Here is an 11,892-nt window from a genome sequence, read left to right as displayed (position 1 = left end):
CCCTTATGCCGCTACCCCCCCCCACCAACCCACTCGCCCTCTCGGACCGGCTGGCCCTGCAACGGACCCGGCTGGCCAATGAGCGCACTTTGCTCACCTACGTGCGCACCAGCCTGGCGCTGGTGGGCTTCGGGCTGGCGCTCCTTCAGTTTCACCCCGAGCGGGGCGGCCGGTTGGGTTACTCCGCGCTGGCGGTGGCGGGGCTGGTGCTGACGGTCGGGCTGCTGCGCTTTCGGGCCCATTGCCGGGAATTGGCGGCCTGCCAGCTAGCAAGCGGCGAAGGTAGTTGAGCAACAAAAAACCCCGGTGCTACCCGAAGCAAAAGCGTTTGCGCCCCTAAAAAAGCCCCTGATGCGACATGCACCAGGGGCCTTCTTGGTCAGCAGCCGGCTTACGGCTGCGTGAGCGTGACCGCGCCGGCCGGGTTTTTGTCGCCGAGCACCACCACGGCGAACCGGCCTGCCAGCCGCAGCCGAATCTGGTAGTAGGCGTTGACTTCGACTGCGCCACCATCATCGGTTTTGAAGGAAATGACCGGCTCCGGGGCCACCAATGCGGTTTTGCTGTCCGACAGGTACAGGGTGTAGGTGGTGTTGGCGGCCAGCTGCTTGAGGGCCAGTACCATTTCGTCGAGGTCTTCGGTGGGGCGGATGGTGGCCCCGCCGCCCACGCCGGGCACCGGCTGCGTACCCACGGGCACCAGGCGGATGTTCACCGGCGTCACCGGCGTGAAGGCTTCCAGCCCACTGGCGCCGGGGCTGCCACCGCCGGCTTTCACCACGTAGAGCAGGGCCTGCGGGGCCTGGCCGCTGCCGGTTTCGGTGAGCTTGGTGTTGGTTTTGGTGTCGATGCTGACCAGCGCGTCGCCGTTTTCCAGGCCCACGTAGAGCTTGCTGCCGTCGCCGTTGGGCCACACACCGTGCGGGTTGGCCCCCACCGGGATAGTGGCCAGCAGCTGGCGCTGGCGCGAATACACCTTCACCGCGTTTTCGCCGCCCACGGTTACGTAAGCGAAGTCGCCGGCGCTGGCCCCGCTGAAGCGGGTGCCGCCGCCGGGGCCGGCCATGTTCACATGGTTGGTGCCGGGGCCGGTGTCAATCACGCCTTCCACGGCGTAGGTCTGGGCGTTCACCACGGTCACCTTGCCCACGTCTTTGTGGGTCATCCAGACCTGCTGGCCGTCCTCGGTCACCACCAGGTTGGGCGAGAACTTGCTCACCACCGGCACCCGGGCAATGACCTCGCGCTTCTTCACATCAATTACGTCGAGCGTAGCGGTTTCGGAGTGGTCCACGAAGGCCACTTTGCCATCGGGCCGGAACACGACCATGCTCGGCTCGTGCTCGGTGGCAATGTTTTTCACCACCTGCATTTTCTCCACGTCAATCACCGTCACGTAATCCTTGCCGCGCACCGCCACCCAGAACTGTCTGCCGTCGGGCGAGAAAAAGCCCTCGTGGGGGTTGCGGTCCACGTACACCTTGCCCTTCACGGTGTTGGTGGCCAGGTCGATAAAAATCACCGCGTTGGTGAGCGTGGCAATCACGCCCAGCGTCTTGCCGTCGGGCGACACCCCCAGCCCGTGCACGTTCGACTCCTTGTCGTAGAGCGGGCTCAGAAACTCGGGCCGGCCCTTGCCCAAGCGAATCACGCCCAGCAGCCGGTTGGTGCTCGGGTCGTGCACCGACACGGTATTTGAGGACTGGTCGGCCAGGTACACCCGGTCGGCGGCGCTGGCTGCGATGGGGCCGGGGTCGGGCGGAATGACCATGTCGGGCTCGGTTTCCTCGCTGTTCTTTTTCGAGCAGGCCCCGAGCAACAGCGTGGCTGCCAGGGCCCAGGTGGATAAGGTAGTGATGCGCATGGAGGGATGAAATGGTTGGGAGAGGATGATAAAAAACGAAGGCTGGCTCGTTATGAAACGGGCCAGCCTTCGGGCCGTTGCGGGGCTACCGTACAAGCTTCGGGACCTTAGCGCGGAGCCGGCGTCAGCAGCTGGCCGTTTTCGACGGAGCTGATTTGCACCACCTGGGTGGCGCTGCCGGTTTTACCCGCCGCGTCGGTTACGGCGGCTTTGATGGTGACGCTGGTTTTGCCGCCCAGCTGCAGGGTGCCGCCCACGCTCCAGCCGAAGGTGGTGCGCACGAAGCCGCTGGGGTCCAGCTCGCTGCCGGCCGTGTTGAACACCGGGGCCAGGTTGCCGCCGGCCGGAATCACGTTGCCGTTGGGCTGAAGCAGAGGCACGTCGAAGGTGACCTTTAGACCCGGCGCGTAGCGGTTCACGCCGGCGTTGGATTGCGTCTTGTCCTCAATCGTGCCGCGGTCGGCGGCGGGTTTGCCGAAGGTGCCGTCCCCGTTTTCGGCCACGTTGATGCCGTTGCGCGACTTATCGAGCGCCGACACCTGGATGAAAAAGAGCGCGCCGCTGGTGGGCGGGGCCGGCAGCACACCCGCCGTCTGGATGCCGGGGCTGATGCTGGAGGGAGTGCGCGGGGCAATCATGGTCACCGTGGGGCCATCGGGGCTATCCACCGTGCCGTAGGTGATGGGTTTGGGAGCAGGCGTCAGGGCCTCGCCGCTGATGACCCCGCCGGGGCCGGGGGCCACTTTCAGCAGGCGGGTGGCCGTGGCTTTGCGGCCGGCGCGGTCCGTTACAGAGGTAGTGAGCGTGCAGCTGGTGGTGCCGGCGGCCACCGATTCCAGCACGTGCCAGCTCACCCAGGTGGTTACGCCGGGGCCGGGGGTGTCGTCGGTACCGGCGATGTTGAAGAGCGAGGCCAGATTGGTGCCCTTGGGAATGGTGCCACCGTCGGGCTTAATCAGGTCCACGTCGAGGCTGGCCGTGAAGCCGGGCAGGTTCACGTTGGGCTGGCCCAGGGCGGCGGTGTTGCGGATGTTGAGGCTTTCCTTGGTCGGGATGGCCACCGTGTCCTTGGTCACGATTTCCAGGTTAATGGCGAAGCCCGTGCCGTTGTAGTCGACCGTGGTGGCGTTGCCCAGCCGCCCGCCGGGCATGATGGTCGCGCCCTCTACCGGCGACACGATGTTGAGCACCGGCGGCGCGCTGGTGTCAGTGATGGCCTCATTGTCCTTCTTGCAGCCGCCGAGCAGCAGCGCACACGCCGCCACCGGCAGCAAGAACCGCTTGAGCGACTGCGCCCGGGAGCTGATACCAGTGGGTTGATTGAAAACAGGTTGCATGGTGTAGGGTTGTGGTTACAAGTGAATTCAGTTTAGGTTAGCTCGGCATTGCCGCGTGGATGGTTGCCCCGGCGGCCAGTATTCGCCGTCGGACGCCCAGTCCAAGCCGGACTATTCGGACAGTAAAGCGGGTTCACCGTCAGCGGCTTTAGGTGCCACGATTACCCGCGAAAACTTTTTGCCCGCTGGGTTCAGCTCGCCGCCCGCGATGCGCTGCACCGGCCCCAGCGCTTGGCCCATAGCCCCGCCTTTGGCGTCGGTGCGCACGGTGGTCAGGGCGTAGTCGCGCGCGTAGGGCGCTTTGGTGCCGCTGGTCAGGAAGATGTCGTAGTCGGTGTTCGGCGTCAGGCCGCGCAGGGCGAAGGTGGCCAAATCCACCAGCCCTTCCGAGCGCAGCGTCATGGTGCCGGTGGCGGGGCCAGCGGTGGGCGGCTTGAGCGTCCGCACCACGGCGGGCTGGTCCACCAGCTGCTGGCCCAAGCCGGTGGCGGCGGCCGCGCCGGCGGGCACGGCGTTGGGCACGTACATCAGCGCCATCGGGGCCTGGCCTACCTTGATTTTGGCCAGCACCCGGTTGCTGGCCGTGCTGACGGCCACGGCGGAGTCGCCGTTTTCCAGGCCCACGTACATCCGGCTGCCGTCGCCCGAAGGCCAGATGCCGTGCGGATTAGCCCCCACCGGAATGGTCGCCAGCTGCTGGAAGCCCGGGGCGCGGCTGTACACCTTCACTACGTCCTCGCCGCCTACGGTCACGTAGGCCAGCTTGCCGGCCGCCACATCCACCGTGGCCACGTGGTTGGTGACGGGGCCGGTGGTGAGCACGCCGCTGATGGTGAGCGTCTTGGTATCCAGCACCGACACCTTGCCCACATCCTTGTGGGTGAACCAGATTTGCTGGCCGTCTTTGGTGGGGAAGATGTTGGGCGAGAAGGGGCTCACCACCGGCACCTTTTTGATGACTTTGTAAGTGGCCACGTCCACCACGGCCAGCTCGGGCGAGAAGCTGGAGCACACAAAGGCGCGCTTGCCATCGGGGCTGAAGGCAATCTGGCCGGGGCCGTTGGGCACGGGCACACGGCGGGTTTCGCGCATCGTGGCCACGTCAATCACCGATAGGTAGTCCTCGCCGCGCACCGTTATCCAGGCCTCCTTGCCATCGGGCCGGAAGGTGGCTTCGTGCGGGGCCCGCCCCACGTACACACTGCCCCGGATGGCGTTAGTGGCCGTCTCGATGAAGGTCACGTTGTTGGAGCCCACCGACACCACGGCCAGCAGCTTATGGTCGGACGAAGCACCCAGGCCGTGTACCAGCGCCTGCCCCTTGTAGAGCGCCGAGAGCAAATCAGGCTGCGGCTTACCCAGAATAATCTGGCCCAGCAGCTTGTTATCCATGGGGTCGATAACCGAGACGGTGTTGGAAATCTGGTCGGCGGTGTACACCCGGTCGCGGTGGCTGACGGCCTGAGCCGCCGCCACGCTGGAAATGAGCAGCAGGCCGGGGAGGAGAGGGAATTTCATGGGATAGGAAAAAAAGAACGTCATGCTGAACGAAGTCGCAGCATCGCTACCTCGTTACCAATCCACACTTCTTCAACGAAGCGGTAGCGATGCTGCGACAAGCTCAGCATGACGGTTTAAACGGAATTAGGTACTATTTGCCAGGATTCTGCGTGCCCACGGGGTGCTGTTTCAGCCAGGCAGCCATCTGCTGAATCTCGACCTGCTGCTCGGCGATGATGCTTTGGGCCAGGCGGCGCAGGGCGGGGTCCTTGCCGTACAGCAACTGCAGACGGGCCATGTCCACGGCCCCCTGGTGGTGGGGCAGCATCATGGCCGCGAAGCTGGCGTCGATGTCGTCGGGGCGGGCCCCATCCATGCGGCGCATGCCCTCGTCCATCACCACCATCACCGAATCCATGCCGTGCTGGAAGGCGGCGACCGGGGTGCCGGGCGCGGCTGTGTGGTCCATTTTCAGGCCGGCCATGCCCGTCATGGAGTGGGTCATGCCCGGCATTAATGTAGTACCAGCCGGGGTATGGTGTTGGGCGCGGGCCGTCGCGACTCCGCCGAAGGTGAAGGCCAGCAAAAAAAGGAAGGGTTTGGTCATGTCGTGCGCTGTCGCCGTCCCCTGAGTGGGGGGCTGGTGCACTAACGGGCAACTTCCAAAAATGAACGCCCGACACGGGCCAACTGGACTAATCCCGGGGTGAACCGGCCTTCCAGGCTCCGGGCCGGCTCAGGCAAAGCGCTTGAGCAACTGCTGCACCCCGGCGCTGTAGCTGCGCGAGGAGGTGACGTGCTGGCCGTTGGCCATGCGAAACAGGTACTCGCCGTGCGACCAGTGCCTGAAGTCCACGATGTGGGCCGGGTTGACGATGCACGAGCGGTGGATGCGCAGGAACACGGCCGGGTCGAGCCGCTCGGCCAGCTGGCCCAGGGCCGTGCGCAGCGGGTAGTGCCGGCCGGCCGCGTGTAGCTGCACGCCGTTGCCGCTGGCCTCGAAGTAGCACACCTCGGCGGCCGGCACGAAGAAGCTGCGCTCCGGCAGCTTCACCAGGAACTGGTCCTGGTAGTCAGCTGCCGGGGCGGTCCAGCTGTGCAGCAGGGCCTCCAGCTCGGGGACGCGGGCCTGGTACTGGCGCAGGCGTAGCTGCTGCTGCACCCGGCGTACGCAGTCGGCAAACCGGTCGGGGTCCAGCGGTTTGAGCAGGTAATCGACAGCGTGGAGCGCGAAGGCCTGCACCGCGTACTGGTCGTAGGCCGTCACGAACACCACCAGCGGGAGCGGCTGGCCGGCTTCCCGCAGCCGGCCCAGCACCTGCACGCCATCGAGGTCGGGCATTTGCACATCGAGAAAGACGACGTCGTACGCGCCGGTTTGCAGGGCGGCCAAGGCTTCGGTGCCGTTCGCGGCTTCGCCCGTCACGGTCAGCGCCGGAAAATCGGCCAGCAGCTCCCGCAGCAGGCTGCGCGCCAGCGGCTCGTCGTCGACCAGCAGCGTGCGGATGGGCCTCATGCGGATAGATGCGTAACCCCGGCCGCTGCCAGCCGGAACGGGATGGACAGGCGCAGGCAGTAGCCGCACGCCGGGGCCGACTCCACCGCCAGGGCGTAGTCTGGGCCGTAGAGCGTAGTCAGGCGGCTTTCCAGGTTGCGCAGGCCGATGCCCCGGGCGGCGGTATCGGCCGCGCCCTGGCCGTTGTCGTGCACTTGCAGCACGAGTCGGTCGCCCTGTTTTTCGGCCCGCACGGCCAGCTCGCCGGCCCCGGCGCGGGGCGCCAGGCCGTGGCGCACGGCGTTTTCCACCACCGGCTGCAGCAGCAGGGCAGGCAGCAGCGCGCCCTCGGTATCGGGGGCGATGTCGTAGCGCACGGCTAGCCGGTCGGGGAAGCGGGTTTGCTCGATTTCGAGGTAGAGGCGCGTGAGGCGCAGCTCCTGTTCCAGGGTCACCTCCTGCTCGTCGGTGCCTTCCAGCACCAGCCGCAGAAACTGGCTGAGCTGGGCCAACATGCGCCGGGCGGCCTTCACGTCCTGGGTCATCAGGGCTGAGACGGCGTTCATCGAGTTGAAGAGAAAGTGCGGCTGAAGCTGCATTTTCAGGGCCTGCAGCTGGGCCTGCACCAGCTGGGTTTCGAGCTGGGCGGCCCGCACCCGGCCTTCGCGGTACCGCTCGCGGTACTGCACGGCGTAGGCGATGCACAGCAGCATCCAGTAGATGGGCACCCAGTTGTTGGCATTGGCCACAACGGTATGCAGGGAGAAGCCGCCCGGCGTGGCCCCGCTGCCGTGCATCACGGCGGCGTAGCCCAGGCGGTACACCAGGGTCAGGACGTAGCTAGCCGCCGCGTGGGCCAGCAGGTGCCAGAGGCGGTGCCGGCGTTCGGTGAGGTTGAAGCGGGCCGCCAGGGCGAACACCACTGGCGTGAGCAGGCCCCAAATCAGGCCGTGCAACAGCCGCCCGCCCAGGGCCTCGCGCCAGTCAGTGGGCGTGCCGGCCGAGAGGTTCTGCACAAAAATCAGCAGCACCATGAACCCGCTGAACAGCAGCCACGCCAGGGCAATGGTGGAGCCGCTCACCAGGGGCGGAGATAGTTGCCGTTCCAGGGGCCGTGCGGTCGTACTCATGCGCTTTAAAGGTAGCGAAACCCGCCGCCGCCGCGCTGGCCTGGCCTCCAGGATGGCCTTTTTAGCGGGTCAACGGGCCTTCGGGTCAGCATCGGAGAAAATGATTTCAGCCAAAGCAGGCAGGACAGTGCCTGAATAGATACGGAAAAAGGCGGTCCTAATAGGCGGGCGAAATGCGTCACTTGCTGGCGCACGGCGGCTTCGACCTGCTCGAAGGGCGGAACCCCGAATTGCTGCAGAATCTGCTGCTGGTGGTTAAAGCGGGTGACCTTGCCGTAGCGCGTCCACTCCACCGCTCCCAAGTGGTAACGCTGCTGCACGTACGCCTGGTCAGTCGCCAGGAACCGGTCCACGGGAAAGAAGCACCCCGTCGTCTTGAAGTAGCCGACCTGCAGTACGAAGCCGCCCCGGCTGTGCGGGGCCAGCAGCGTAGCCAGAGACCGGGTGGCCCAGTCGGGCAACGCAAAGAAGAGCTGCCGCTGGGGCGGATTGAAAACAGGGGGCTGGTCGAAGGCACGGCGCTGGGTCGCGTCGAGTAAAAACAAGTAGCGGGCCATGGAGCAGGAAGGAAATCCTAAAAATAGCCAGCTGGCTTGTTCACTAAAACGAAGGTTACCCTTTATAAGTACTTACGCCACCGTAAAGTGGTCATCCACGCCCACCGAAAGCCAGCCGCTGCCAAGGCCGCCGATTAACTTTTGTACCAAACTTTTAACCAAGGCCATCTTCACCTTTCAGCGACTGCCCCACGTGAATGGCCAGGCACTGGCGACTAAAATTATCGACTATCGTTAAGGCGCGGATTTTGCGGCCATCGAAGAGGTTATCGGCCACAAAATCCATGCTCCAGCTCTGATGCAGGCGGCCCAGTGGGAGACGTTCTAGCCGGTGGGCCGCGGCCCGATTGCGCCGTGGGCGCTTGCTACGCAAGTTCAAGCCTTCCAAGCAGTAAAGACGATGCACGCGCTTATGATTGTCTAGCCAGCCTTCCCGGCGTAGCAGGATATAGAGGCGCTGACTGCCGTAGCGCACTCGCACTTGCGCCAACTCCCGCAAGCGCTGGCGCAAAACGGTATCATCGCGTCCACGTGCTTGATAGGCGAAGCTCGCGCGCTGCAAACCAATGACTCGGCAGGCGCGCCGAGCGGAAATGCGGTAAGCGTCGATTAAGTGGTCAGCTAAAAGTAACCGTATACTCAGTTCCGACTCTGGGCATGAGGTAGTCGAGCTTGTCGCGTAGGGTTTGCTCGGTGCGATAGTCGTCCGGGGTGAGCCAGTAGTGCTTGCAGCGGTGCCAGAGGATTTCGATCAGGTTCAGCTCGGGGCAGTAGGCAGGCAGGAATTGTAAGCGCAAGCCGCGCGCGGCCCACACCCCGTGGCGGGCCTGCACGCAGGCGGCGCGGTGCACCGAGGCGTTGTCGAGCACGAGCACGGTCGGACCGGACAGCGCTTGGCTGTACTCGTCCAGCGCGGCCACGAATAGGTCGGCCGTCAGCGCGCCGGGCAGCACGTAGCTGGTCAGCGGCTGGCCCGGGGCCTTGGCCTGCCACAAGCCCAGCACGGTGTGGCCCCCGCCGCCGCGCTCGGCCGGCAGCGCGACCGGCGCCTGCCCGCGCACCTGCCAGGCATAGGGCACCGGCGCCAGGCGTGAGAAGCGGCACTCGTCTACGTACACGACCCGCAGCGCGCCGGCCGCTTCCAGCGCGTGCAGGGCCTGGACCTCCTGCTGAAAAAAACCGAACAGCACCGCGTCGCGCCGCGCCTTGAGACTACGCCGGGTGCGCTTCCAGCTATAGCCCGCCCGCCGCGCCAGCCGGCGCAGCGTGCCCACGCTTACGCGCACCTGCAGGTCGGCTGCCACGCGGGGCACGAGCCGGCGTAGCTGCTGGGTGGCCGACCCGAGCCAGGCGACTATTTTTTTTGCGCCGCCGGGGCCAGTTTGGGCGGCCGTCCGGCGCGCCGGCCCTCGGCTAGCCCCGCCAGGCCGGTCCGGTGCCAGGCCTGCACCCACCCGTGTACCGTCGCGTAACGCACGGCAAACAGCGCGGCCAGTTGCGGCAACGTCTGGCCCCGGTGGTGGCCCAGCACGGCCAGCGCCCGCCGCCGCATGCGCGGGTGCGGTCCGTGCTGACTGCACGCTTCCAAACACGTCACTTCTTCCGAACTCAACTCGGTGGCAGGTCGTCGCATGCCGCAAGCTACCAATTGCGCACTATACGCTTACTTCTGTATGGCTACTTAATACGATAATAGTTCAGCGTGGTAAGGTCCTTCACTGCGTTCAGGATGACAGATTTTATATCCTTCCCTCGCTCACTTCTCCCCGCTCGGCCGCGCCAGGGGCGTACCCGTCGCTACCGGCACACCAAAGTTGGGCGTACCGTCGGCGTTCCAAGTGAAGCGCTGGGCGCGGGGCGAGCGGAACCCGCCGCAGCCCTGACCGGGCTGGTTGTTGGCGTGGTAGAGAATCCAGTCCTGCTTGCCGTCTGGCGACTTGAAGAAGCTGTTGTGGCCGGGCGCATACACGCCGTTGGTGGGGTTGGCTTGAAACACCGGCTCGGGGCTTTTGGTCCAGCTTTCGGGCTTGGTCAGGTCGCTTTTGGCGGAGGCCGTGAGCATCCCAAGCTTGTAGGAATCAGTCCAGCACCCGCTAGCGGAGTAGATGAGGTAGAGCTTATTGCCGTGGCTAAGCACCTCGGGGCCTTCGTTCACATCTACGTGGGGCGGGTTGCTGGTGGCGCCCAGGTCGCCGTCCTTTTCCCAGGCGTAGGTAGGGGTAGACACCAGCATGCGCGGGCCGTCGATGGTCCAGGGGTTTTTCAGGTGGGCCAGGTAGATGTTCTGGCGGCCGTTCACGTCGCCTTCCCACCCCGACCATACCATGTATAGCTCCTTATTGTGCTCGAAAATGGAACCATCAATAGCCCACTTGTTGGTGGCGTCGGTGAGCTGGCCTTTGTCGGTCCAGGTGCCTTGCAGCGGGTCGGGCGAGTCGTTTTCGAGCACCCAGAGGCGGTGCGTTTGGTTGTTGCCAGCATCGGCGGCATAGTACACGTACCACTTGCCGCGCAGGTAGTGCAGCTCCGGCGCCCAGATTTCGCGGGAGTTGGGGCCAGTGGCGGGAGGCGTCCATACCACGCGCTTCTCGGCCGTACCCAACTGGCTCAGCGACTTGGTTTTCCAGAGCGTAATGTTCCGGCCCGTGGTGTGCGTGTAGTAGTAATAGCCGTCGTGGTAGATGCTCCACGGGTCGGCGCCGGAGGGTAGCAGCGGGTTGGTGAAAGTAGCCTCTGGAGCTGTAGTCGAAGCAGCGGTATCGGCGGGGGCGGTAGCAGCCGGGCGGGTGCAGCCCCCTACCCCGCCTAGCAGTGATACGCTCAGCAGCAAGCTGCTCAGCCACCGCACAGGTGCTATGCTTCTCATTGGAGGGAGCGTGCGTAAGGAAATTAACAGAGTCATAGCTTATTTACCGTTCAGCTTTTTGATGAGGTCGGCTTCATCCTGGCGGTAGGGCGTACCGTCTTTGCGGAACACTTCGTGGAACCACTCAATGGGCTCTGAGCCATCGGCCAGGGGCGTATCCCAGGCGTATTTTGTGTTGGTTTTGCCGTCAACCAAGCCCCAGTTGATGGCGCCTACGTTCTCTTTTTTCAGCATGGGCATGGTGGTGGCGAAGCGGCTGTTGCGCGGCCGGGCCATATACTCGGTACAGATCAGTGGGCGGCCGTTGGCTTTCAACAGCTGCACTACCCGGCGGTGCCAGGCTTCTTCCTCGTAATCGTGGTAGGTCACCACATCGGAATGGCCGAGTTGGAAAGCGTTCAGCTTCTCAAAGTCCCAGTTCCACAGGCCAACGCTCAGGGGCTGCGAAGGGTTGACTTCGCGGGCCCAGGCAAAGGTGTTGCGCAGCAGCGGCAACGACGTATCGCCCTTACCGGAGTTGCCGGGCTCATTGTATAAGTCCCAAAGCAAGATGCGCTTATCGTTGGCAAACGTGCGCACCACGTCCTGCACGTAGGGCTTCAGGGCCATGAAGGTAGCCGAGTCGCGCGAGGCCGGGTCGCCGGGGTCCTGCACCCAACCCGAGTTGTGAATACCAGTTTTGGGCGCCGGCTGTGTGCCGGGCTGCGACGTCTTGTTCCAACAGTCATCAAAAAACACGAAAATCGTCTGGATGTGGTGCTTATCGGCAATGGCCAGGTAGTCGTTCATGCGTTTCTTGAAGCCCGCTTGGTCTTCTTTCCAGGCCACGCTGTGTAGAAACACGCGCATGGCGTTGAAGCCGATACCCTCGGCCCAGCCCAGTTCCTTATCGATGGTAGCGGGGTCGAAGGTTGCGGCCTGCCACATTTCCAGTTGGTTGATGGCCGTGCTGGGCGTGAAGTTGGCCCCATTAATCCAGGGATGTTGCTTGTACCAGGCGTTGGCCTTGTCGGCCGACCACATCTGGCCGGTGGTGGCTGTAGCCACGGCGCGGCTTTTGGTCTTGGCTTTCGTCTTTTGCGCCTGCGCGCCGGTGGTCGTCAGCAGCGCCAACGACAGATAGAGCAATAGTTTTTTCATAGG

12 protein-coding genes and 1 pseudogene are annotated in these 11,892 nt (G+C 64.6%); 1 reads left to right on the top strand and 12 read right to left on the bottom strand.

Annotated elements, in window-relative coordinates:
* The first annotated feature begins 5 nt into the window (after nucleotides 1–5).
* On the top strand, nucleotides 6–290 hold the full coding sequence (locus J4D97_RS00760) for a DUF202 domain-containing protein (RefSeq protein WP_073285404.1): 285 nt from the start codon (nucleotides 6–8) through the stop codon (nucleotides 288–290).
* A gap of 101 nt (nucleotides 291–391) precedes the next feature.
* Here the strand turns inward: J4D97_RS00760 and J4D97_RS00755 are convergent, their stop codons facing one another.
* From J4D97_RS00755 to J4D97_RS00700, 12 genes and pseudogenes are all read right to left on the bottom strand, one after another.
* Nucleotides 392–1,864 (bottom strand): hypothetical protein, encoded by a 1,473-nt coding sequence (locus tag J4D97_RS00755; RefSeq protein WP_208305958.1) that lies wholly within the window; start codon nucleotides 1,862–1,864, stop codon nucleotides 392–394.
* Between the two features lie 107 nt (nucleotides 1,865–1,971).
* On the bottom strand, nucleotides 1,972–3,201 hold the full coding sequence (locus J4D97_RS00750) for a hypothetical protein (RefSeq protein WP_208305957.1): 1,230 nt from the start codon (nucleotides 3,199–3,201) through the stop codon (nucleotides 1,972–1,974).
* A 111-nt stretch (nucleotides 3,202–3,312) separates the two neighbouring features.
* Complete coding sequence (locus J4D97_RS00745; RefSeq protein WP_208305956.1) at nucleotides 3,313–4,719, bottom strand: YncE family protein; 1,407 nt, start codon at nucleotides 4,717–4,719, stop codon at nucleotides 3,313–3,315.
* A gap of 133 nt (nucleotides 4,720–4,852) precedes the next feature.
* On the bottom strand, nucleotides 4,853–5,308 hold the full coding sequence (locus J4D97_RS00740) for a DUF305 domain-containing protein (protein ID WP_208305955.1): 456 nt from the start codon (nucleotides 5,306–5,308) through the stop codon (nucleotides 4,853–4,855).
* 129 nt (nucleotides 5,309–5,437) lie between these two features.
* Nucleotides 5,438–6,217, bottom strand: coding sequence for a LytR/AlgR family response regulator transcription factor (locus J4D97_RS00735; RefSeq protein ID WP_044518450.1), 780 nt, complete (start codon nucleotides 6,215–6,217; stop codon nucleotides 5,438–5,440).
* Entirely contained in the window at nucleotides 6,214–7,326 is a 1,113-nt protein-coding gene (locus J4D97_RS00730) for a sensor histidine kinase (RefSeq protein ID WP_082017271.1), read from the bottom strand. The genes J4D97_RS00735 and J4D97_RS00730 overlap by 4 nt, the downstream gene beginning before the upstream one ends.
* A gap of 5 nt (nucleotides 7,327–7,331) precedes the next feature.
* The gene (locus tag J4D97_RS00725; RefSeq protein ID WP_044518448.1) at nucleotides 7,332–7,883 is read right to left on the bottom strand and encodes a DUF4158 domain-containing protein; all 552 of its coding nucleotides are present in this window, start codon (nucleotides 7,881–7,883) and stop codon (nucleotides 7,332–7,334) included.
* Nucleotides 7,884–8,049: 166 nt separating this feature from the next.
* Nucleotides 8,050–8,502: pseudogene (locus tag J4D97_RS00720) on the bottom strand (IS3 family transposase); the annotation flags it as partial.
* Nucleotides 8,501–9,337: an IS630 family transposase gene (locus tag J4D97_RS00715; RefSeq protein ID WP_347879310.1), complete on the bottom strand. Its 837-nt coding sequence runs from the start codon at nucleotides 9,335–9,337 to the stop codon at nucleotides 8,501–8,503. The gene J4D97_RS00715 and the pseudogene J4D97_RS00720, both read right to left, overlap by 2 nt.
* Nucleotides 9,238–9,516, bottom strand: coding sequence for a helix-turn-helix domain-containing protein (locus J4D97_RS00710; RefSeq protein WP_208305954.1), 279 nt, complete (start codon nucleotides 9,514–9,516; stop codon nucleotides 9,238–9,240). Before J4D97_RS00710 ends, J4D97_RS00715 begins: the two co-directional genes overlap by 100 nt.
* A gap of 123 nt (nucleotides 9,517–9,639) precedes the next feature.
* A complete protein-coding gene (locus J4D97_RS00705; RefSeq protein WP_208305953.1) occupies nucleotides 9,640–10,749 on the bottom strand; it encodes a glycoside hydrolase family 43 protein in 1,110 nt (369 codons plus the stop codon).
* Nucleotides 10,750–10,788: 39 nt separating this feature from the next.
* Complete coding sequence (locus J4D97_RS00700) at nucleotides 10,789–11,889, bottom strand: cellulase family glycosylhydrolase (RefSeq protein WP_185283113.1); 1,101 nt, start codon at nucleotides 11,887–11,889, stop codon at nucleotides 10,789–10,791.
* Between the last annotated feature and the right edge of the window lie 3 nt (nucleotides 11,890–11,892).

The organism is Hymenobacter defluvii (assembly GCF_017589435.1).
GTDB classification, from domain to species: Bacteria; Bacteroidota; Bacteroidia; order Cytophagales; family Hymenobacteraceae; genus Hymenobacter; species Hymenobacter profundi.
This window is presented reverse-complemented; position numbering and strand designations above follow the sequence as displayed.

What these genes read in the sequence shown, in the direction of transcription:
- J4D97_RS00760 (WP_073285404.1), top strand. Translation starts at nt 6, where the DNA reads ATGCCGCTACCCCCCCCCACCAACCCACTCGCCCTCTCGGACCGGCTG.
- J4D97_RS00705 (WP_208305953.1), bottom strand. Translation starts at nt 10,749, where the DNA reads ATGAGAAGCATAGCACCTGTGCGGTGGCTGAGCAGCTTGCTGCTGAGC.
- J4D97_RS00745 (WP_208305956.1), bottom strand. Translation starts at nt 4,719, where the DNA reads ATGAAATTCCCTCTCCTCCCCGGCCTGCTGCTCATTTCCAGCGTGGCG.
- J4D97_RS00750 (WP_208305957.1), bottom strand. Translation starts at nt 3,201, where the DNA reads ATGCAACCTGTTTTCAATCAACCCACTGGTATCAGCTCCCGGGCGCAG.
- J4D97_RS00740 (WP_208305955.1), bottom strand. Translation starts at nt 5,308, where the DNA reads ATGACCAAACCCTTCCTTTTTTTGCTGGCCTTCACCTTCGGCGGAGTC.
- J4D97_RS00735 (WP_044518450.1), bottom strand. Translation starts at nt 6,217, where the DNA reads ATGAGGCCCATCCGCACGCTGCTGGTCGACGACGAGCCGCTGGCGCGC.
- J4D97_RS00730 (WP_082017271.1), bottom strand. Translation starts at nt 7,326, where the DNA reads ATGAGTACGACCGCACGGCCCCTGGAACGGCAACTATCTCCGCCCCTG.
- J4D97_RS00725 (WP_044518448.1), bottom strand. Translation starts at nt 7,883, where the DNA reads ATGGCCCGCTACTTGTTTTTACTCGACGCGACCCAGCGCCGTGCCTTC.
- J4D97_RS00755 (WP_208305958.1), bottom strand. Translation starts at nt 1,864, where the DNA reads ATGCGCATCACTACCTTATCCACCTGGGCCCTGGCAGCCACGCTGTTG.
- J4D97_RS00710 (WP_208305954.1), bottom strand. Translation starts at nt 9,516, where the DNA reads ATGCGACGACCTGCCACCGAGTTGAGTTCGGAAGAAGTGACGTGTTTG.
- J4D97_RS00700 (WP_185283113.1), bottom strand. Translation starts at nt 11,889, where the DNA reads ATGAAAAAACTATTGCTCTATCTGTCGTTGGCGCTGCTGACGACCACC.